This window comes from Bradyrhizobium sp. SUTN9-2, assembly GCF_003122645.1.
Taxonomy (GTDB): Bacteria; Pseudomonadota; Alphaproteobacteria; order Rhizobiales; family Xanthobacteraceae; genus Bradyrhizobium; species Bradyrhizobium yuanmingense.
The window spans coordinates 7,794,249-7,815,735 of sequence record NZ_LAXE01000001.1; the positions used below are offsets into that span (position 1 = coordinate 7,794,249).

A 21,487-nucleotide genomic window follows, 5' to 3' on the forward strand; every position below is an offset into this window, starting at 1 on the left:
CGCTGAATGTCATGCCCGGATCCAGGCGATCCGGGCATCCATCGTTCCGCCGCACGGCACAAGACAACACACATCACATAACACGAGGGATTGCAGACCATGGCTGCCAAAGACGTCAAGTTTTCCGGAGACGCGCGCGATCGCATGCTGCGCGGCGTCGACGTTCTCGCCAACGCCGTCAAGGTGACGCTCGGCCCGAAGGGCCGCAACGTCGTCATCGAGAAGAGCTTCGGCGCCCCCCGCATCACCAAGGACGGCGTCACGGTCGCCAAGGAGATCGAGCTCGAGGACAAGTTCGAGAACATGGGCGCCCAGATGGTGCGTGAGGTCGCCTCCAAGACCAACGACCTCGCCGGCGACGGCACCACCACCGCGACCGTGCTGGCCCAGGCCATCGTGCGCGAAGGCGCCAAGGCGGTCGCCGCCGGCATGAACCCGATGGATCTCAAGCGCGGCATCGACACCGCGGTTGCCGCCGTCATCAAGGACATCGAGAAGCGCGCCAAGCCGGTCGCCGCCTCCTCCGAGGTCGCCCAGGTCGGCACCATCTCGGCCAACGGCGATGCCGCCATCGGCAAGATGATCGCCCAGGCGATGCAGAAGGTCGGCAACGAGGGCGTCATCACCGTCGAGGAGAACAAGTCGCTCGAGACCGAGGTTGATATCGTCGAGGGCATGAAGTTCGACCGCGGCTATCTCAGCCCCTACTTCGTCACCAATGCCGAGAAGATGACCGCCGAGCTCGAGGACGCCTACATCCTCCTGCACGAGAAGAAGCTCTCGGGCCTGCAGGCCATGCTGCCGGTGCTGGAAGCCGTGGTGCAGTCGGGCAAGCCGCTCGTCATCATCGCCGAGGACGTCGAGGGCGAGGCGCTGGCCACCCTGGTCGTCAACCGGCTCCGCGGCGGCCTCAAGGTCGCGGCCGTCAAGGCGCCGGGCTTCGGTGACCGCCGCAAGGCCATGCTGGAGGACATCGCGATCCTGACCGGCGGCCAGCTGATCTCCGAGGAGCTCGGCATCAAGCTCGAGAACGTCACGGTGAAGATGCTCGGCCGCGCCAAGAAGGTGGTGATCGACAAGGAGAACACCACGATCGTCAACGGCGCCGGCAAGAAGCCCGACATCGAGGCCCGCGTCGGCCAGATCAAGGCGCAGATCGAGGAGACCACCTCGGACTACGACCGCGAGAAGCTCCAGGAGCGCCTCGCCAAGCTCGCCGGTGGCGTCGCGGTGATCCGCGTCGGCGGCGCCACCGAGATCGAGGTCAAGGAGAAGAAGGACCGCGTCGAGGACGCGCTCAACGCCACCCGCGCCGCGGTTCAGGAAGGCATCGTCCCGGGCGGCGGCGTCGCGCTGCTCCGCGCCAAGAAGGCGGTCGGCCGTCTCACCAACGCCAATGACGACGTCCAGGCCGGCATCAACATCGTGCTGAAGGCGCTGGAAGCCCCGATCCGCCAGATCTCCGAGAACGCCGGCGTGGAAGGCTCGATCGTGGTCGGCAAGATCCTGGAGAACAAGTCCGAGACCTTCGGCTTCGACGCCCAGAACGAGGACTATGTCGACATGGTCGAGAAGGGCATCATCGATCCCGCCAAGGTGGTGCGCACCGCGCTGCAGGACGCCTCCTCCGTGGCCGGCCTCTTGGTGACCACCGAGGCCATGGTCGCCGAGATGCCGAAGAAGGAAGCTCCGCCCGCGATGCCCCCCGGCGGCGGCATGGGCGGCTTCTAAGCCTTCCGTTCCGTGACAGAGTTGCGAAGGCCGCCTCCGGGCGGCCTTCTTTTTTGCCGACCCTGCCCGTTTCGCTTTCCGATTCAACCAGCGGCCAAAACCCACTACGGTGGCGCGCCGATTCTGATTGTTCGGGCATGATCCTAGAGACCGCTTCACGCTTTCCGGATCATGGCCGTTGCGCGAGGATGTCATCGATGCGTGCGCTTCTGGTTTGCTCCACGGCCGTTCTGGCCCTGCTCGCCGTTCCGCCGCAGGCCTCCGCCCAGATGAAGCTGTCGCCGAAGGCGACCGCGCCGGGGGGAACCGAGACGCGCTATTTCACCGCGATGGACGGGCTGATGGACGGCAATGCCGACGTGATCCTGAAGGAGACGCGCCAGGGCAAGACGCTGACCGCGGCGGTGCTCGACGTCTGCTACCCCATCGCGAAGAACTCCGACCGCAAGGACCGCTTCGTCGTCAACCTCCAGGTCGCCGGCCAGACGCTGACCGGAACGACGCAGAGCATCAGTGAGAAGTCGCCGGTCAGCGTCAAGCTGACGCGCAAGCAGTCCGGCGACATGTTCGAATTCCGCGGCCAGATCGCGGTCGGCCAGGCGGTGACCGACGTGACCTCGCCGGACAATTCCGATCTCAGCGAAAAGGAATTCCTGGACAGTCAGGCCTCCGACGACGGCATCACGCCGCAGCCGAAGGATTTCACCGACGTCTCGCCGGAAGCGATCGCGGTCAAGGTCAAGCTGGATGCGGCGACCGACTTCCTGAAGAGCCTGAAGGGCCAGGAGGTCGAGGTGACGCTGGCGAGCCTCAATGTCGGCTGCGACGCGCTGCGCGCGGGCGAGCAGACCATCACCATGTCGGTCGATCCCGAGCGCGCCGGCGCGCTGCTGGCGAAGTTCAAGGCAATGCCGGGCGTCACCGCCGCAGGCTGGACCGCGGGCATGACCGAGATGGACCGCACCATCCGCTTCCCTGCGGCCGACTGGCGCGAGGGCGACAAGATCAACAAGGGCAAGCTTGCAACGGCGGTGGCGAGCGTGCTGAGCAGGACGCTCGCGGCAAAGCCGGTCACGCAAAACTTCAACCCGGCCACCGGCAGGCTCAAGCTGGTGTTCAAGCGGCCGAACCAGGACTTCCCGGCGCTCGAGCTCACCGACACGATCGAGGTCGCAGGCCTGGTCTCGCCCGACAAGCCGGGCACCACCGACAAGCTCATGCTCTGGATCGGCAGCCCGGCGACCACGACGGCCGACGAGGGCAGCGGTGCCAGGCTCAATCTGTCCGACGATGCGAGCCTCGACGAAGAAGGCGATCTGCCCGACGACAACGGCTCGATCGAGGCGCTCGTCAAGGAGCTGAAGGGCCAGCGCTGGGACGCCGACAAGTCGGTCTGGAAGTAGGCTTGACTTCCAGTACTCCGAGACAGCAGCGATGGAATCGATAGGCTGCGGCGTACTGGATTCCCCGCCTTCGCGGGGAATGACAGAGGCCTAATTCCCCGTCGTCCTGAAGCGCAGCGGCTTCGGGCCGATCAGCGTCAGCACGTCGCCCTGGCGCTTCCAGGTCTCGACGCTGCCGAGGGCTGCGACGAGCTCGTCGTCGGCCTGCGCTCTCGCCGGCGGACAGTTGCGGTTCTGGATCTGGCCGGGCACGAAGATCACGGTGTTGCCGGCGACCGAGAACTGGCCCTTGCCGCCCTTGCACCAGAGCTCCAGCACGACCTCGCCATTGTCGCCGATCTCGATGTTGGGAATCCGCTTCGAGCCTGCCTGCGGCAACGCCTCCAGCGTCATCTCGGTGCCGAACGGAAACCCCTCCTGAGCACGCGCGAGTGTGGACATCGCGAACATTGCAACCGCCGCACACACCAATCGCTGGAACGAAACCATGAGACCTCTCGACCGACCTGACTTGCCGCACCTTCTATGAGACGGCGGGGGCGTTGAGAAGGTTCGCGCATGGTCGATGCAGGCGCACCGGCATGGCGAAGCCCGGGGCGCCTTCGAAGACCACGCCGAACGAGAAAGCGATCGGCAGCCAGTTGCAGCCGCGGCGCGAAGTTCTCGCGCATCCGGCGGTTCCCGGCCGCTCACAAGGTCGCGAAATCCCGGAGCACCCTGCCCCGCACCGGCGGGCACCATGCTAGGGTTGCTGGCTGCGACAATCCAACGCAAATTGCAGAACTTGCGACTTTAGTCTAAGCGCGCCCATTTCCGCCATCGCCTCAGCTATTTGGCTCTGGGCATCGTGCACATCCCCTGAGGAGATCCAGCTCTGTGAACAACATCCGCGCCACGCTCGCGATCGTCTGGCGAATCGCCATCCCTTATTTCCGGTCAGAGGACAAATGGGCCGGCCGCGGCCTGCTCGGCGCGGTGATCGTGATCGAACTGCTGCTGGTCGCCATCGATGTGCTCGTGAACCAATGGTACAGCCGCTTCTACAACTATCTCCAGGAGCGCGACTGGAACGGCTTCGTCTGGGAGCTGGGCGTCTTCACATTGCTCGCGAGCGCCAGCGTCGCGCTTTCCGTCTACCAGCTCTATCTCAATCAGTGGCTCCAGATTCGCTGGCGGCAATGGCTGACGCGTCACTATCTGGGCGAATGGCTGAATAGCGCGACCCACTATCGGATGCAGCTCAAGGGCGATGCGGCCGACAACCCGGACCAACGCATCACCGACGACGTCAGGAGTTTCGTCGAGCAGACTCTCAATATCGGCATCGGACTGCTCTCCTCGATCGTCACGCTGCTCTCGTTCGTGGTCATTCTGTGGGGGCTGTCGAACGCGGCACCGCTGCATATCTCCGGCCTCGACTTTCCCATTCCCGGCTATTTGGTGTGGGCGGCGCTCGTCTACGCGATCTTCGGCACCGCGCTGACGCACTGGATCGGTTCGCCTCTCGTCAATCTCAATTTCGAGCAGCAGCGCTACGAGGCCGACTTCCGCTTCAACCTCGTCCGCGTGCGCGAGAACTCCGAACAGATCGCACTGCTCAAGGGCGAAGGCGCCGAACGCGAACGACTGCTGCACCGCTACGGCTATGTCGTCGGCAATTGGTACGCGATCATGAGCCGGACCAAGCGTCTGACTGCTTTCACGGCGAGCTATTCCCAAGCCGCCGTGATCTTCCCCTTCATCCTCACCGCGCCTGCCTACTTTGCCGGTAAGATTCAACTTGGAGGGATGGTGCAGACCGGCTCCGCCTTCGGCAGCGTGCAGAAGGCCCTGTCCTTCTTCGTGAGCGCCTACCGATCCCTGGCCGAATGGCGTGCGGTGGTTGCCCGTCTCGATGGCTTCGAGATGTCGGTCGCCTCGGCGGTCAATCTGCCGGCGCATGAGCCTGCCATCGCGCTGGAAGTCGCCGGCCGCCATATCGACCTCGAGCAGCTCTGCGTGAACCTGCCCAACGGCACGCCGCTGGTGGCCGCCAAGGCCTTCACCATTCAGGCCTCGGAGCGCGTGCTGGTGACCGGACCGTCCGGCTCCGGCAAGTCCACGCTGTTCCGGGCCATCGCCGGCATCTGGCCGTTCGGCACCGGCACGGTTGTGGTCCCGGAAAAGGCAAAGCTGATGATGCTGCCGCAGCGGCCCTATTTCTCGGTCGGTGTGTTGCGCGATGCCGTGGTCTATCCGGCAGCGCCGGGCGCGTTCGACGCCGCGCAGGTCCGCGAGGCCCTGATCGCGGTCGGGCTGCCCGATCTCGCCGAGCGGCTGGACGAGGACGGCCACTGGAACAGGATGCTCTCGCTCGGCGAGCAGCAGCGTCTCGGGCTAGCGCGCGCGCTGCTGCATGCGCCCGACTATCTGTTCCTGGACGAAGCCACCGCCTCGCTCGACGAGCCGTCGGAGGCCCGGCTCTACCGGCTGCTGGCGGAGAGACTGCCGCAGGCCACCATCGTCTCGATCGGCCACCGCTCGACGCTCGATGCCTTCCACACCCGCAAGGTGGCGCTGGTGAAGGACGGTGCGATCCACGTCGTCGGCGGCGAGCGGACTGCGGCGGAGCCGAGCGCCGCGCGCTGAGGCGAGCGCTGGGTAGCCGCTGATCATCAAGTTCGAGTCGTCACTCCATACACGCGTCATGTCCGGCCATGACGGCGTGGAGAAAAGCAAAAGGGCGGCAGGTTGCCCTACCGCCCTTTTGAAGTCGTTTCGGGAAGAAGCTTACTTCAGATTGCTCATCGCCGTCAGGTCGAACGAGAGCTTGGCCACGCCGGCCGCGCTGCACCAGTTGGAGCCGAAGCCGCCCGGGTTGATGGGGGTGAAGCTTCCGGTGAACTTCGCGGTGTGATCGCTGGTCAAGGCGTTGCAGTCGCCCTTGTTCAGGTCGGTGTCGTGATAGCGCAGATCGAGCGTGAATACCTTGTAGGTGAAGCCGACGCCGACGTTCCAGGTGTTATAGCTCGGCTCCTTGATGCCGTTCGCATAAACCGGATCGCCCGCGATGCCGTAGAAGATGTCGGAAGTGCCGAACCACTGCCGGCCGAACTCACCCGACACGTACATGCCGACGCCGCTGGCACCGAAGATTGTGCTCGGGGCGGTCCACTTGGCCGTGATCGAGGCGTAATTGCCCCAGGCGCCGAGGTTCAGGAAGTTCGGCGAGTAGTACTCGTTGAAGCCGACCGTCCACTGGTCGTTGATGACGACGTTCAGCTTGGCGTAGGCTTCGAAGAAGCTGGCGTCCTTCTTGGCGAAGTTGCCGTTGATCGGAAGGCCGATTGCCCCCTGCGAGTAATCGATGTCGCCGCCACAATTGCCCTGAGCCAATGTGTACTGCGAGCCGAAGCATTGTCCGCCCGGATAGAGGTAGCCCCAGAGACCGAAGTCGAAGGCGAACATGCCGAAGGTCGGGCGGATACCGCCGTAGAAGTCGACTTCCGCCGCAGCGCGGTTCGGGAAGGAGATGCTCGAGGCGGACGTACCGACGTAGAGCTGCAAGTCCTTGGTGACGTTGTAGCGAGGCTCGAAATAGGCCGTGACGGCCGGCTTATGGTTCGACTGGGTGATGCCGCGGAAGACGTAATCGCTCATGATGCCGCCGCCGAAGGCGATATCCCAAGGATCGAACGCCGGGGGCGGCGGGGCCTTCAATGCCTTCACGCGCAGATCTGCCGCGAACGCCGAACCCGTCGTCACCATTGCCAGCGCCGTTGCCAACAAAGCCACTTTTTTCATTTCGATCCCCATCTACCCGTTCTTACTTAGCAGTCGCCCCCGGAAGCCCCCCGGGGCATGCGGCCTACCTGCAAAATTGCGTCACTGCGGCAATTTGGATCGATGGACAGGAACCGTGAAGCAAAAAGCACGGGCATCTGCCGACTTTTTAGGCGTTTTGACGAATTCACGAAAGGTTGTCAGGCTGTGTGGCTTCTCGATCACATTATTTGCATTCCAAGGTGCAGTGCAGACCCGTGTAAACCCGGGGATCGCCAGGCGGCGTGACACCTTCGCTACGAATCAGGGTGGGCCCGGAGCGCCAGCCGCCAAGGGCGGCTTCCGCGATGCAAAAAGGCCGCAGCACCGGTGCCGCGGCCTTCTCGTTACAATCCCAAGTAACAATCCCGAGTAACAGTCCCGAGTGACAGTCCGAAGGCGATGAGAGACCGCCTTCCTACCCCTGCCCCTCGGCCGGCGCCGCTTCCGCAGAAGACGAAGGCATCGCCCAGCTTGTCTCGGCGGGCGCGGGAGTCTCCGCCGGTGCCGACGGCTTCGGAGCAGGCGCTGCCTTCGCCTTCTTCGGTGCCGCCTTCTTCGCGGCCTTCTTCGGAGCAGCCTTCTTGGCCGCCGACTTCTTTGCAGTCGTCTTGGCAGCCTTCTTCGGGGCGGCCTTCTTGGCAGATTTCTTGGCAGACTTCTTGGCGGTCTTCTTGGCCGCCTTCTTCTTCGTCGCCTTCTTCGCGGACTTCTTCGCCGCTACGGCCTTCTTGGCCTTTTTGGCCTTCTTGCTTTTCTTCTTCTTCGCTTTCGCCATCGTGGTCCTCCTGTTGCCGCCGAACAATGCTTGATCGGGCGTCTTCAGTCGTCGCCTCGGGAGGACAGTTCGGGCTCCTGAAAGCTCAAACCTGCGCGTTCAGTGCCGGCCGCGCCCCGCCCGTCGCCCAATCGAGAAGCTCAATCGTGTGTACGACCGGAACTGACGTGCCACTGGCAATCTGCACCATGCAGCCGATATTGCCCGCGGCAATCATGTCCGGCTTGACGCTCGCGATGTTGGCGACCTTACGATCACGCAACCGACCCGCAAGCTCGGGCTGGAGAATGTTGTAGGTCCCCGCCGAACCGCAACACAAATGGCTCTCGGGCACATCTTTCACCACGAATCCATTCTTGGAAAGCAATTCTTTCGGAAGGCCTGTGATTTTCTGTCCATGCTGCAACGAACACGCGGAGTGATAGGCGACGACGATGTCGTCCGCTCGCGCCGCCGTCGCAAGCTCGAGGCCGGCGACGTATTCGGTGATGTCCTTGGCGAGCGCCGAGACCCTCGCAGCATCGGCCGCGAACGCTGTGTCCTCGCGCAGGAGATAGCCGTAATCCTTGATCACCGTGCCGCAGCCGGAGGTCGTCACCAGGATGGCATCGAGCCCCTCGCCGGCCATTTCCTTCCGCCACGCCGCGACGTTGGCGCGAGCCCGTGCCAGCGCATCCTCGTCGTTGCCGAGGTGATGGGTCAGCGCGCCACAGCACTGCTCGTCCTTGACAAGGACGACCTCGATGCCGTGGCGGGTCAGGAGACTGATGGCGGCCTGGTTGATGCGCGGCGCCAGCACCTGCTGGGCGCAGCCCTGGAGCAGTGCCACACGGCCGCGCTTCTTGCCCAGCGCCGCGAACACGCTGCCGGCGGCGGGCCCTGCGGGCGGCAGCCGGTCCGGCGCCAGCGCCAGCATCGCCTTGATGCGCTGGATCAAGCCCGGCGTCGCCGAAGGCCGCGGTGTCGGCAGCAAGACGCCGAGCGGACGGGCGAGCCGCGCCAGCCACATGCTGATGCGAAAACGCTGCGGGTCCGGCAGGACGAAGGCCAACACCTGGCGCAACAGTCGCTCGGTCAGCGGCCGCCGATAGCGCTGCTCGATCCGCACCCGGGCCTGGTCGACCAGGTGCATGTAGTTCACGCCCGAGGGGCAGGTCGTCATGCAGGCAAGGCACGACAGGCAACGGTCGATATGCTTGACCACCTCGCCGGTCGGCGCCTGGTCCTTCTCCAGCATCTCCTTGATCAGATAGATGCGGCCGCGCGGGCTATCGAGCTCGTCGCCGAGCAGCACATAGGTCGGGCAGGTTGCAGTGCAGAAGCCGCAATGGACGCAGGCGCGCAGGATCTTGTCGGCTTCCGCGATATCGGGGTCGGCGAGCTGCGCGAGTGAGAATTCGGTCTTCATTCAGCCAGCGCTCCGTGTGAGCCGCCCCCGGTTGAGAATGGTCTTCGGATCGAAGCTGGCGCGCACCCGCTCGCTCAGCGCGGCAATGCCAGGTGCCTGCGGATGGAACACGTCGACCTCGCGCCTGACATCCTCGGCGGCCCGGATCAGCGTGGCATGCCCGCCGACGGCGTTGGCGTGGGCACGCACGGCCGGGGCATGCGCGTCCGGCTTCGGCGGGAGCGCCGCCCAGATCAGCCCGCCGCCCCAATCGTAGATCACATCGCCGCCCGTCTCGCGCGCCAGCTGCGTGCCCAGCGCCGCGCCCGAGGCCGGCGGGCAGACGATCCGCCAGACCGGCCAGGCGCCGAGCGCGCCGCTCGCCGCGAACGGCAGCACGTCGCGGATTGCGGTCCACAGGCCTGCCGATGCGGCGTCCTCGATCAGCGTCGCGGCTCCAAACGGCGCCAGCAATTCGCGCAACGAGCCGGCGCGGTGCGCGGCGGAGGCGGTGATGCCCTCGAGCCGCAGCACGGTCAGCGCCTCGGCCTCGCCCTCGCCTGCAACGTCGTTGAGCCCCTCGGCGCCGGCGCGGAACGCGGATTTCGGCAGATGGGCGGCGGCGGAGACGTCGAACGGCGAGCCGAGCGCCGCATTCATGGCCTTGTTGGCCGTGGCGTCGTCGAGCCCGCGCAGCAGCAGCGTCCGCTCGGCCTCGGGCTTGGGCATCACCTTGAGCGTGACCTCGGTCATCACCGACAGCGTGCCCCAGGACCCCGCCAGCAGCTTGCAGAGGTCGTAGCCGGTGACGTTCTTCACCACCTTGCCGCCGGTCTTGAAGCTGTCGCCGAAGCCCGAGACGGCATGCGCGCCGAGCAGGTGGTCCCGTACCCCGCCCGCCCGGATCCGCCGCGGCCCGGCGAGCCCGGCCGCGATCATGCCGCCGATGGTGCCTGTTGCCGGCGTGCCGAGCAGCGGGGCGGTGTTTACAGGCTCGAAGGCGAATTGCTGATTCTTGGCGTCGATCAGCGCCAGCACGTCGGCCAGCGGCGCGCCGGCCTGGAGCGTGATGATGAGCTCGTTCGGCTCGTAGGCGGTGACGGCATTGAGCGCGGAGACGTCGAGCACGGCGTTGGTCGCCATGGCGTGGCCGATGCCGCGCTTGCCGCCATGGCCGATGATCTCGAGCGGCTGCTCGCTCGCGATCGCCGCGCGCACCACCTCTTCGACGTCTTTGGCGTCTCTGACCTTGAGCGTATCCACGGGAAAAGGCGGTAGCGAAATTCGCGCAGGAAATCAATTCGACGCGCGATGGAACGCGCTGGGGCTGGATCAAGCCCCGGCCTTGCACGTGATCCCGCCGTCGACAACGAGCTCGATGCCCGTCACGTATTTCGACTCGTCCGAGGCCAGGAACAGCGCGGCGTTGGCGACGTCGAATGCATCGCCCATATGGCCCATCGGCACCTGGGCGTCGCGCGCGCGCCACATCGCCTCGACATCGCCCTTGGCGTAGCTGGCGGCGAGGCCGGCGGAGTGCTCGACCATCGGCGTCTTCATCAGGCCGGGCAGGATCGCGTTGACCCGGACGTGATGGCGCGCGAACTCGATCGCTGTGGTGCGCGTCATCTGGTTCATCGCCGCTTTCGAGGCGCCGTAGGTAACGTAGGAGATGCCCATGTGGCGGATCGAGGCGATCGAGGAGATGTTGATGATCGAGCCTCCGCCCTGCTTCACCATGACGGGAACGACGTGCTTCATGGTGAGATAGGCGCTCTTGAGGTTGACGTTGAAGACGCGGTCCCAGCTCTCCTCGCTCACCTCGACCACGCTGCCCATCTCGGCGATGCCGACATTGTTGTCGAGCACGTCGATGCGGCCATAGGCCTTGAGGCACGCCGCGACCATCGCCTCGATCTCGCCGGCGCGCGCCACGTCGGCCGTGAACGCAATCGCCTTGCCGCCCTCGCCGCTGATGATCCTGGCGGTCTCCTCGGCCGCGGCACCGTTGCGATCGACGCAGAACACCTGCGCGCCCTCGCGCGCAAAGGTCACCGCGGTCGCCTTGCCGTTGCCCCAGCCGGGACCGATCGAGCCGGCCCCCACCACCATCGCAACCTTGCCCTTGAGCCGATCCATCGCGTGTCTCCCCGTGTTGTTGTTCTTCTTGTAGCCCGGATGGAGCGCAGCGCAATCCGGGGCAGTGGTCCCGGATTACGCTTCCGCTCCATCCGGGCTACGGTTCTTTGCAGATGCTCATCGCCATGACGTTAGCACCAATGGGATGCCCGACAATCTCGGACAATGTCCGGCACGTCCCGTCATGGCACAGTCGCCATTCTCCGGCCGCGCCGGAATTGCCGAGCACCAATTCCGGCATCGGCGCACGCTGCGGCCGCCATTGAAACCAGCCGTCGACCAATCGTGCTTCGGCCGGCGGCTCCATGCCGGGGCCGGTGCCCTTGACGCGGGCTTGCACCAGCTCGAGGCCTGATGGCGTGAGGCGCCAGTCTTCCTGCCATTCGACCTTCGCGATCGAATGCGTCCAGACAAGCGTGAACGCGGACAGCGTCAGCGCTTTCACGCCGCCCGCTGTCGCAAGACAGAGGCTCACACCGCCTCGACCGGCGCCGGCGGACGCTGCCGCCATTGCCACAGCACCAGCGCGGCGGCGAGCACGAAGCCCGCAGTATCGCTGAAGGGGAATTCGCCGAGCAGGCAGAACGCGGCGCCGAGCGCGACCAGGCGCTCGATCAGCGTCAGCCGCGTGAACAGGAAGCCGATCGCGGCCATGCCGAACAGGCCGATCGCCACCAGCGCCTTCAGGCTCGCCAGCGCCACCGCGCCGTAGAAGCCGAGCTTGGCCGCCATGGGATCGCCGGCCTGCAGCATCAAGGCCGGCGAATAGACGAAGATGAAGGGAATGACGTAGCCGGCGAGCGCGATGCGCATCGCCTCCCAGCCGATCTTGTCCGGATTCTCCTTGGCGATCGGCGCGGCCGCAAGCGCGGCGAGCGCCACCGGCGGCGAGAGGTCGGCCATGATGCCGTAATAGAATGCGAACATGTGGCTCGCGATCAAGGGCACGCCGAGCTTGGCGAGGGCCGGCGCGGCGAGCGCGGCAGTGATGATGTAGGTCGGGATGGTCGGAATGCCGGTGCCGAGCAGGATCGACAGCAGCATGGTCATGACCAGCGCCAGGAACAGGCTCTTCTCGCCGAGCCCGATCACCCAGCCGCCGAAGATGGTGCCGACGCCGGTCTGCGACATCATGCCGATGATGACGCCGACGATCGCGCAGGCCATGCCGACGGTGATGGCGGATTTCGCGCTCTCGGCCAGCGCATCGCGGCAGGCCCGCAACGCCGCAAAGCCGCCGCGCACGAACGCCGTGATCACGATCAGGCCGACCACGACGGTCGCGACCGGCACGATCTGGAGGCCGTCGCGCGACAATGCCGCGACGACGAGCGCGAGCCCGACCCAGAAGATGGTGCGGATCACGTTCGAGGAGGCGCCCGTCGTGATGGCGGTGCCGAGGATCAGCGTCACCGTCAGCGCAAGGCCCATGCTGCCGGCATAGAGCGGCGTAAAACCCTCGAACAGCATGTAGACCAGCGCCGCGAGCGGCAGCACGAGGTACCAGCGCGTCACCAGCGCCTTCCAGGCGCTCGGGATCTCCGAGCGCTTCATGCCGACGAGGCCGTGCTTGCCGGCTTCCAAATGCACCATCCAGAACGCGGAGGCGAAATAGAGGATCGCGGGGATCGCGGCGGCCTTGACGATCTCCGAATATTGCACGCCGAGCGTCTCGGCCATGATGAAGGCGACCGCGCCCATCACCGGCGGCATGATCTGGCCGCCCATCGAGGCCGTCGCCTCGACGCCGGCCGCGAAGGCGCGGCGGTAGCCGAACCTGATCATCAAGGGAATCGTGAACTGGCCGACGGTGACGACGTTGGCGACGCCCGAGCCGGAGATGGTCCCCATCATGCCCGAGGCGAACACCGCGACCTTGGCAGGTCCACCGCGGGTGCGGCCGAACAGGCCGAGCGAGACGTCGGTGAACAGCTGGATCATGCCGGCGCGCTCCAGGAACGAGCCGAACAGGATGAACAGGAAGATGTAGGTCGCGGAGACGTAGACCGGCACGCCGTAAAAGCCTTCGGTGCCGAACGACAGATGCGTGACGATCTGGTCGAAATCATAGCCGCGATGGTTGAGCGGCGACGGCAGGTACTGACCGAAGAACCAATAGACGAGACACGCACCGCACATCAGCGGCAGCGCCGCGCCCATCAGCCGCCGCGTGCCCTCGAAGATCAGCACCGCGAGTAGGGTGCCGACGGCGAGATCGAGCCTGGTCGGATCGCCGTCGCGCGCGATCAGGTCGGCATAGAAGATCCATTGGTAGAGACCGCAGTAGAAGCCGGCGGCGCCGATCGCCCAGCCCAGCGCACGGCCGAAATTGCTCTTCGCGGTGAAGTTGGCGATCAGGCCGAAGGTGAGCAGGAGCAGGAAGCCGACATGGACGCCGCGCACCACCTGGCTCGGCAGATAGTTGAAGGCGGCGACGTAGAGCTGGAAGATTGCGAACGCGATGCCGATCCAGTAGGCGAGCCGGCCCCACCAGCCCGGGCCGAAGCCTTCCGGAAAACCATGCTCGAAATTGTCGAACTCGACCTTGACCTTGTCGGGCGCGATCTCAGTCCCCTCTGCCTTTTCCACCATCTCAGCCCATCCCCAATCGTCGAGCGCTTGTAGCATTGGCACGGTATGTCCCGAGCCGTCATGCCCGGGCTTGTCCCGGGCATCCACGAAACTTCCATGCACAGCCGCAGAACGTGGATGGCCGGGACAAGCCCGGCCATGACGTCCGACGACAGGAGCTGATTACTTGATCAGCCCCTTTTCCTTGTAATAGCGGATCGCGCCGGGGTGCAGCGGGACCGGGCTGCCGGTGGCGGCGGTCTCGAGCTTGATCTCCTTGCCGGCCGCGTGCGCAGTGACGAGTTCGGGCAGCGATTCATAGACCAGCTTGGTCATCTGATAGGCGAGATCGTCCGAGACGGCGGAGCTGGTGACCAGATAATTGATCACGGCCGCAGTCGGCACGTCCTTGTCCTGGCCGGTATAGGTGTTGGCCGGAATAGTCGCCGCCACGAAGGGCGGGCCGATCTTGTCGACGGTCTCCTTCGGCACCGACACCACCGTGATCGGGCTCGAGGTCGAGAGGTCCTTCAGCGAGGCGACACCGAGCCCGGCCGATTGCAGCGTGGCGTTGAGCTGCCGGTTCTTCATGAGATCGACGGATTCGGCAAAGGGCAGATATTCGACCTTGCCGAGCTCCTTGTAGCTCATGCCGGCAGCGGCCAGGATCGCGCGGGAGTTCAGCTCGGTGCCCGACTTCGGTGCACCGACCGACAGGCTCTTGCCCTTGAGATCGGCGAGCGTCTTGATGCCGCTGTCGGCGGTCGCGACGATCTGGATGTAGTTCGGGTAGATCGCGCCGATGGTGCGGAGCTTGTCGAGCTTGGTCTTGAAGCCCGCCTCCTCCTCGCCCTCCCAGGCGGCTTTCAGCGAGTCGCCCAGCGTGAACGCCAGCTCGCCGCGGCCCTGCTGCAGCAGGATCAGGTTCTCGACCGACGCCTTGGTGGCCTGCACCTGCGTCTTCACGTTCGGGATCTTGTCGCCGTAGATCTTTCCGATCGCGACCCCGAGCGGATAGTAGACGCCCGAGGTGCCACCGGTCAGCACGTTGATGAAGGATTGCGCCTGGGCGCAAGGTGCCGACGCCGCCAGAGCCAGAGCCGCGGCCGCGCCGAAAATCGTCCGTTTCATGGTTGTTGTTCTCCCCAAACCGGCGGCGAAATTGGCCGGATGAGGGATGCGGGTCAACCCATCCAAAAGATAAAGCTGGGCTGCAGTAAACGGCCGATCCGGTTGGATTTATTGGGAACCTGCTGCGGCGAGGTGGCGCAGTGGTGACGATCGGATCGGTGTGGACAGGGGCCACAGACAGCCGCACAGCGTCATGGCCGGGCCTGTCCCGGCCATCCACGCCTCTCCACGCTACACGGAGAACGTGGATGCCCGGGACAAGCCCGGGCATGACGACCTCGCTGAATGTTCAAATGCGATTGTGCTGCCCGCACGCGGGGAGAGGAACCCTCACTGGAACGTCATGTCCAGGCATTTGGAGATGTCGGAGCCGAGGCCGGAGGAGATGGTGATGCAGCCGCGCACCTTCTGCGCGCCGACGTCGGCGGCCCAGACCGAATAGCCGCCGGGGCCGAAGAACGAATTGGTGTTCGGCGGCTCGGTCTCGGTGGCGTCGAAATCGTACTTGCCGTCGGTCTCGAAAATGCGCGGTTTCTTGGTGCAGCCGCCGTCGGTCTGGACGTTGATGACTTCCTTGTTGTCGCGGGTCAGCGCCAGAGAGACCTGGCAGCGGAAATATTCCGAGGTCCTGGTGTTGAAGAGATAGGTGTAGGACTTGCAGGTCGCCGTGTTCAGCTTGCCCGGGGCAAGGCCGCGGCTGCACGAAATCCGCTGGTTGTGGCTGAGCCGGTAGTCATCGGCTTGGGCGGCCGGCGCCAGCGCCGTGAGCAACAGCGCGGCAGCCGAGCAGGCTTTGACGACTAGGTTCATTCGAATCATCCCCACCAATATTTTTGTCGAGTTGCGTTCTAAACGGAAAGCGGAACATAGTCGCGAGGGGACGGAGGGAAAATCACAAACTGCTGGGCAAGACGTGATGCGCTGCGGCGCTATCGCAAGTTGACCGGGACGCATCGTTCGTGATTTGTTCAATCATGGAATGTCCCGATCTTGGGAGGATGGGATGACGGCATTTTCAATCAAGACATTTGCAATCGCAGCCGCCCTCGGCGCATTGGCAGCGCCCGCATTGGCGCAAACCGCAGCGACGCCCTGGGAGCTGAAGACCGACACCGGCTACGTCTACGACAGGGAGGGCAAGACCTATTCCTACAAAATGGGGACCAGCAACGCCGGCGAGCTCTTGAAGGGCGCCAAGAAGGTGCCCAAGGGCACGCTGTTCTTCATCGGCCAGAACGGCCAGCTCTACATGCGCACCGGCCCGTATCTGGAGGGTGACGGCAAGTTCAAGTTCGGGCCGGATCAGTAAGCGGAGAAGGCGGGCGGCTGCCCCGCCACTTACTCGGTGTCATCGTCCGCGAAGGCGGACGATCCAGTATTCCAGAGCCCTTGTGGTTGAATCGAGAGGCCGCGGCGTACTGGATGCCCCGCCTTCGCGTGGCATGACAGCGGAAAATGCGGCAAGAGCGAGCGCTCCTAGAACGCCCCTGCCAATTCCCTTGCGCCGGGTTTGCCGCTGTTCACGTCCATGCGCTCGTCGGTCACGGCCAGCAGCTTCGCCACCGTGTTGTGGCGGATCGCGACCGGGTTGCGCTCATAGCCGCCGCGCTGGAAGAAGTTCGAGGTCGGCACCCGCTCGCGCATCGCTTGCGGCATCGTCACCATGTCGAGGCCGGTGCCGTCGCCGGTGAGGTTCATCATCTCGAGCTCGGCCGCCGACAGCGGGCGCGAGTGTCCCTTGGCGCGGGCGAAATGCACCGAAGTCAGCAGCTTGTGGGTCTGCAGCATCGGTCCGATGTCAACGTCGAGCACCATCGCATGCATGGCCCAGCCCTGCGGGGTGGCGCCCATCTTCTCGTGCTCCGACCAGGTATCGGGCACCGACTTCGCGTGCGCCACCATCTTCTTCAGGACAGTGAGCTTGTGCTCGAGCGCATGCCGCGCCGGTCCAGATGTGCGCGTCACCTTCTCGGACAGCGCGCGGATCAGTTCATGGCCCTGCTCGGCGAGCAGCTCGACGCTGTTGGTGGTGAGCAGCTGGTTGTAGCCCATCGCGGTCGAGATCGCGCGCTTGCCGCCATGCTCGATGCCCGCCTGCACGTCGTAACTGCCGGTGCCGCCGGTCTCGAACGAATAGACCCGCACCGCCTGCTCGCGCGTCAGGCCATGGGCCAGAGCGTAGCGCGCATAGGCGCGCTTGAACTCGAGCTCGCTGGACGGGCGTTGCGGCGTGAACTGGTAGAGTTCCTGCGCCGCACGCAGGAAATCGGCGACCACGGGGATCGGTCTTCTCGCGGGGCGATCCGGCGTTTCCTCCGGCTCCGGATTCACCGGCTTCTTCGGCCCGGTATAGAGCGGCGGATGCTCCAGCACGTAGTCATCGAGCGTGATCTGCTGCCCATTGCGCCGCTTGGCGTTCCGCGTCTTCCGCTTCTCGGAGATCTGGCTCCAATAGGCGCCGGCCTCGGCATCGAAGGCGGCGCGCGCGGCCTGATATTCCGCGAGCTTGCGGCGATATTCGAGCATGGCCGGCGAAGCCCCCCCGCCTTGCGCGAAAAACTGCGACAGCAGCTGGGCGTTGGCATTTCGAACGGCGGGCGGCAGCGCCTCGGCCTCGGCGCCGCGCGCCGCGGGCGAGATCAGGACGAGCGCGAGCGGAACCAGCGCCAATTTGTTTCGAATCGAATGATGCATGCTGCCTTCTTAGCAGGCATCCGGTAACCGTCGCGTTAACGCGCCGTTTACCATCGTCACGTCCAGGCGAATACCGGCTGTTCCAGGTCGGTGACGCGGGTGTGCCGCCCCGCCAGCACCTCGCGGAACTGGTAGATCAGCGCCGCGGTCGGGGCATGGATCAGGCTCATCTGATGATGGAAGCGGATCACGCGGCGGTTGCTCTCGGGGATCTCAGTGAAATCGAAGGCATCGTCGCGCTCGATCGTGGCCAGCGCGATGCGATGAACGGAGGCGACCTCGTCCGGGTTCGGGCGGATCGCAGCACTATCGGCCGCCCAGACCACGACCGGCGTGATCAGATAGCCCGAGCGCGTCGGATAATCGTCGAGCAGGCCGAGCACCGCATCGGCTGACAGCGCGAGTGCGAGCTCTTCGTCGAGCTCGCGCAGCGCCGCCTCGACCGGCGTCTCGCCGGCATCGCAGCGTCCGCCGGGCAGCGCCCATTGGCCGCGATGGGCGCGCAGGTGCGAGGCGCGCCTGGTGAGCAGGAAGGCGGTGTCGCCACCGTCGTCGGATTCGGTTAGCGCCAGCACCACCGCGGCGCGCTTCAGCGCCGACGGCTCGGCTGTGTCGGGCAGCCGCGCGAAGGCCGCGCAGACCTCTGCGATATTCCGTCTGGTGGCATCGTCGAACGTTCTCATGATGCTTGACTACACCAGGACTGCATCTGATGAAACGAGGAGACATCGCGTTGCAAGGACGAACGACGACATGACCAGCAAGGCCGCCGCAAGGTTGAAATCAGAGGGCTGGAGCATCCTGGAGACCACGGGCTTCCTGCATCTGATCGGCCCGTTGTGGGAGCGCAAGGTCGACGGCCATTACGAGTTCGCGCTCGCGACCGAGGACAAGCACCACAACCGCCGCGGCATGGTCCAGGGCGGCGTGATGATGACGTTCGCCGATCGCACCTGCGGCATGACGGCCCGTTACGTCTCCGGCAAGGAGTACTTGGCGACGGTGCAGCTCGACACCCATTTCGTCGAGGCCGGCCAGATCGGCGACACCCTGATCTCCCGCCCGCGCGTGGTGCGCTCTACCCGCAGCCTGATCTTCATGAGCACCGAGGTGACCGTGGACGACCGCTGCATCGTGATGGCGAACGGCGTGTTCAAGATCTTGAAGGGGCCGGGGTAGCTAGTCGGGCTGCGACCGCCCTCTCCCCGTCATTGCGAGCGCAGCGACTTGTCCGCCGAAGCCTTGGCGAAGGCGGAAGCAATCCAGCATCCCTCCGCGGACACATCTCTGGATTGCTTCGCTGCGCTCGCAATGACGGACTTTGCTGGCTATGCTGCCGTCCACCAACATCGAGGACTCGCCCATGCAATACCGCCAGCTCGGCCGCAGCGGCCTCAAGGTCTCGCCGATTTGCCTGGGCACCATGATGTTCGGCGGGCCGACCGATGAGGCCACGTCGAAGCGGATCATCGACAAGGCACGCGACGCCGGGATCAATTTCATCGACACAGCGGACGCTTATTCCAAAGGCGCCTCCGAGGAGGTCGTCGGCCGCGCCATCGCGCGCAATCGTGGTGCCTGGGTGCTTGCCACAAAGCTCGCAAACCCCATGGGGGACGATCCCAATCGCGGCGGGCTGTCGCGGCGCTGGGTGTTGCAGGCGGCGGACGAGAGCTTGATGCGGCTCGGCACCGATCACATCGACATCTACTATCTGCACAAGGAAGACCATGCCACGCCGTTGGAGGAGACGGTGCGCGCCATGAGCGACCTGATCCACGCCGGCAAGGTGCGCTATTTCGGCGTCTCCAACTACCGCGCCTGGCGCGTCGCCGAGATCTGCAACATCTGCGACCGACTCGGCATCGACCGGCCCGCGGTGAGCCAGCCTTATTACAACGCCATGAACCGCATGCCGGAGGTCGAGCACTTTCCGGCCTGCGCCTATTACGGTCTCGGCATCGTGCCCTATAGCCCGTTGGCGCGCGGCGTGCTCACCGGCAAGTACAGGGTGGATGCAGCGCCCGACAAGGAGACGCGCGCGGGGCGCAACGACACCCGCATGATGCAGACCGAATGGCGGCCGGAATCGCTCCAGCTTGCGCAGGAGATCAAGGCTCACGCCGAGAAGAAAGGCATCACCGCCGGCCAGTTCGCGGTCGCCTGGGTGCTCAACTCCGCCTTCGTCTCGTCGGTGATCGCCGGTCCCCGCACCGAGGAGCAATGGGACGGCTACATCAGCGCGCTCGATTATCGTTTCACCGCGGAGGACGAGGCGCTGATCGACCGCCTGGTGACGCCAGGCCATCCCTCGACGCCAGGCTACAATGATCCGGCCTATCCGATCGAAGGCCGCCGCGCGCGGACGGCGTGAGGGGGGCCTTCGATGGCGCTTCAAGACCGCTACGGCCTGCCGCTCTCCACCACCTCGCACGAGGCAGCATCCGCCTATCGCGACGGCGTCGACCTCATGCTCGCGGGCTGGACCGGCACGGCGGAGATGCTGGAGCGCGCGATCGCGGCCGACCCTGATTTCGCGCTGGCCCACATCGCCCGCGGCCGCGTTCATGCCTTCTACCAGCAGGGCGATCTCGCGCGGCAAAAGGCGGCACGCGCGCGCGAGCTCGTGGCCGAGCGCGGCAGCGAGCGCGAGCGCTCGCATGTCGAGACGCTGGCGCTCGCGATCGAGGGCCGGCTGCCGGAGGCGATCGCATCGACGCTGAAGCATATCGACGCATGGCCGCGCGACGCCGTCGTGCTGTCGCTGCCGCTCGGCGCGTTCGGCCTGTTCGCCTTCTCAGGCATGGCCGATCACGACCGCGCCCGGCACGAGCTCTGCGAACGCGTCGCCCCACATTACGGCGAGGACTGGTGGTTCCTCACCATGTCCGGCTGGGCGATGACGGAGAATGGCGACGTCGCGCGCGGCCGCGCCGTCACCGAGCGCGGCTTCAATCTGCGCCGGGAAAATGCCCACGCCGCGCACGCGGTGCTGCATGCGATGTTCGAGGACGGATCGATCGAGGACGCCGATCGTCTCGTGGACGAATGGCTCCCGGCTTATGACCGCTCCGGAATCCTCCACGGCCATATAAGCTGGCATCAGGCGCTCGGCGCGCTCGAGCATGGCGATGCGGCGCGGGCGCTCGCGATCTATGCCGACGTGCTTCGGCCCACTGCCACGCAGGCGCCGCCGCTCAACGTCATCACCGACAGCGCTTCGCTGCTGTGGCGCCTGTCGATGTACGGTCATGCGGTGCCGAAGGCGCTGTGGCAGGAAGCCGACGCCGCCGCGCAAAAACTGTTTCCGAAATCGAGTCTGTCCTTTGCCGACGTCCACATGGCGCTATTCGCAGCCGCGACGCAGAATCGCGAAGCGCTCGCCGCCCGCCTTGCGGCGATCGAGCAGCGGCTTGCCGACGGCAAGCTGCCGGCGGGCCCTGTGGTGCCGGCGATCTTCCGCGCACTCGCGGCTTTCGCCGATGAGGATTACCGGACTTGCGTGCAGATGCTCGCGCCGGTGCTCGGCGAGGTCGTGCGCATCGGCGGCAGCCACGCCCAGCGCGAGCTGATCGAGGACACCTATATCGTCGCGCTCATGCGCAGCGGTGAGCTGCCCCGCGCCCGCGCCGTGCTGGACGCCCGCCTCCACCGCCGCCCCTCCTTCCGCGACACGCGCTGGCAGGCGGCAATGGGTTAGGTTATTGTTTGAGCATGATTTTTTCGGAAAACCGCTACGCACTTTTTCGGATCATGCTCCGCCACGAAAAAAACACCGCCCTGATGGCATGTGGCCGCCGGGACGGATCGGGCGATTTGGACGAATCGCCCTCGGGGTTGACGCGGTGATAT

19 protein-coding genes are annotated in these 21,487 nt (G+C 65.4%); 7 read left to right on the forward strand and 12 right to left on the reverse strand.

The window, feature by feature from the left end; translation table 11 throughout:
- The first annotated feature begins 99 nt into the window (after positions 1–99).
- Positions 100–1,731, forward strand: coding sequence for a chaperonin GroEL (gene groL / locus XF30_RS36155; protein WP_036014289.1), 1,632 nt, complete (start codon positions 100–102; stop codon positions 1,729–1,731).
- A 197-nt stretch (positions 1,732–1,928) separates the two neighbouring features.
- Positions 1,929–3,134 carry a hypothetical protein gene (locus XF30_RS36160; RefSeq protein WP_109145354.1) on the forward strand — a complete coding sequence of 402 codons (1,206 nt, stop codon included), beginning with the start codon at positions 1,929–1,931 and terminating at the stop codon, positions 3,132–3,134.
- A 90-nt stretch (positions 3,135–3,224) separates the two neighbouring features.
- On the opposite strand, the gene XF30_RS36165 is transcribed toward XF30_RS36160, so the two are convergent.
- Positions 3,225–3,623: an META domain-containing protein gene (locus XF30_RS36165; RefSeq protein ID WP_036014293.1), complete on the reverse strand. Its 399-nt coding sequence runs from the start codon at positions 3,621–3,623 to the stop codon at positions 3,225–3,227.
- Between the two features lie 387 nt (positions 3,624–4,010).
- Between XF30_RS36165 and XF30_RS36170 the strand changes: the two genes are divergently transcribed.
- Complete coding sequence (locus XF30_RS36170) at positions 4,011–5,762, forward strand: ABC transporter ATP-binding protein/permease (protein ID WP_109145355.1); 1,752 nt, start codon at positions 4,011–4,013, stop codon at positions 5,760–5,762.
- Positions 5,763–5,903: 141 nt separating this feature from the next.
- On the opposite strand, the gene XF30_RS36175 is transcribed toward XF30_RS36170, so the two are convergent.
- The 9 genes from XF30_RS36175 to XF30_RS36215 all read right to left on the reverse strand — a co-directional run bounded on the left by XF30_RS36175 (position 5,904) and on the right by XF30_RS36215 (position 15,751).
- A complete protein-coding gene (locus tag XF30_RS36175) occupies positions 5,904–6,917 on the reverse strand; it encodes a TorF family putative porin (protein WP_036027050.1) in 1,014 nt (337 codons plus the stop codon).
- Positions 6,918–7,353: 436 nt separating this feature from the next.
- Positions 7,354–7,713: a hypothetical protein gene (locus XF30_RS36180; protein WP_036039910.1), complete on the reverse strand. Its 360-nt coding sequence runs from the start codon at positions 7,711–7,713 to the stop codon at positions 7,354–7,356.
- A gap of 85 nt (positions 7,714–7,798) precedes the next feature.
- Positions 7,799–9,121, reverse strand: a complete 1,323-nt coding sequence (glcF, locus tag XF30_RS36185) for a glycolate oxidase subunit GlcF (RefSeq protein WP_109145356.1) — start codon at positions 9,119–9,121, stop codon at positions 7,799–7,801.
- Positions 9,122–10,363, reverse strand: a complete 1,242-nt coding sequence (locus XF30_RS36190) for an FAD-binding protein (RefSeq protein WP_109145357.1) — start codon at positions 10,361–10,363, stop codon at positions 9,122–9,124.
- A gap of 69 nt (positions 10,364–10,432) precedes the next feature.
- Positions 10,433–11,239: an SDR family NAD(P)-dependent oxidoreductase gene (locus tag XF30_RS36195; protein ID WP_109145358.1), complete on the reverse strand. Its 807-nt coding sequence runs from the start codon at positions 11,237–11,239 to the stop codon at positions 10,433–10,435.
- A 97-nt stretch (positions 11,240–11,336) separates the two neighbouring features.
- Positions 11,337–11,750: a DUF1850 domain-containing protein gene (locus XF30_RS36200; RefSeq protein WP_036014310.1), complete on the reverse strand. Its 414-nt coding sequence runs from the start codon at positions 11,748–11,750 to the stop codon at positions 11,337–11,339.
- Positions 11,711–13,831 (reverse strand): TRAP transporter permease, encoded by a 2,121-nt coding sequence (locus tag XF30_RS36205; protein ID WP_192893354.1) that lies wholly within the window; start codon positions 13,829–13,831, stop codon positions 11,711–11,713. The genes XF30_RS36200 and XF30_RS36205 overlap by 40 nt, the downstream gene beginning before the upstream one ends.
- 162 nt (positions 13,832–13,993) lie before the next feature.
- On the reverse strand, positions 13,994–14,941 hold the full coding sequence (locus tag XF30_RS36210; RefSeq protein ID WP_036039897.1) for a TAXI family TRAP transporter solute-binding subunit: 948 nt from the start codon (positions 14,939–14,941) through the stop codon (positions 13,994–13,996).
- Positions 14,942–15,271: 330 nt separating this feature from the next.
- Positions 15,272–15,751: a hypothetical protein gene (locus XF30_RS36215; protein ID WP_036014322.1), complete on the reverse strand. Its 480-nt coding sequence runs from the start codon at positions 15,749–15,751 to the stop codon at positions 15,272–15,274.
- Positions 15,752–15,944: 193 nt separating this feature from the next.
- Here XF30_RS36215 and XF30_RS36220 point away from each other — a divergent pair, with 193 nt between their 5' ends.
- Positions 15,945–16,250 carry a hypothetical protein gene (locus XF30_RS36220; RefSeq protein ID WP_109145359.1) on the forward strand — a complete coding sequence of 102 codons (306 nt, stop codon included), beginning with the start codon at positions 15,945–15,947 and terminating at the stop codon, positions 16,248–16,250.
- A gap of 167 nt (positions 16,251–16,417) precedes the next feature.
- Here XF30_RS36220 and XF30_RS36225 read toward each other — a convergent pair whose 3' ends face one another.
- Both XF30_RS36225 and XF30_RS36230 read right to left on the reverse strand, forming a co-directional pair.
- On the reverse strand, positions 16,418–17,635 hold the full coding sequence (locus tag XF30_RS36225; protein ID WP_109145360.1) for a hypothetical protein: 1,218 nt from the start codon (positions 17,633–17,635) through the stop codon (positions 16,418–16,420).
- A 56-nt stretch (positions 17,636–17,691) separates the two neighbouring features.
- Positions 17,692–18,318, reverse strand: coding sequence for an NUDIX hydrolase (locus XF30_RS36230; RefSeq protein ID WP_192893355.1), 627 nt, complete (start codon positions 18,316–18,318; stop codon positions 17,692–17,694).
- A 70-nt stretch (positions 18,319–18,388) separates the two neighbouring features.
- Here XF30_RS36230 and XF30_RS36235 point away from each other — a divergent pair, with 70 nt between their 5' ends.
- The 3 genes from XF30_RS36235 to XF30_RS36245 all read left to right on the forward strand — a co-directional run bounded on the left by XF30_RS36235 (position 18,389) and on the right by XF30_RS36245 (position 21,335).
- Complete coding sequence (locus XF30_RS36235; RefSeq protein WP_036014328.1) at positions 18,389–18,814, forward strand: PaaI family thioesterase; 426 nt, start codon at positions 18,389–18,391, stop codon at positions 18,812–18,814.
- Between the two features lie 184 nt (positions 18,815–18,998).
- On the forward strand, positions 18,999–20,009 hold the full coding sequence (locus XF30_RS36240) for an aldo/keto reductase (protein ID WP_109145988.1): 1,011 nt from the start codon (positions 18,999–19,001) through the stop codon (positions 20,007–20,009).
- 12 nt (positions 20,010–20,021) lie between these two features.
- Complete coding sequence (locus tag XF30_RS36245; RefSeq protein WP_109145362.1) at positions 20,022–21,335, forward strand: tetratricopeptide repeat protein; 1,314 nt, start codon at positions 20,022–20,024, stop codon at positions 21,333–21,335.
- The last annotated feature ends 152 nt before the right edge of the window (positions 21,336–21,487 follow it).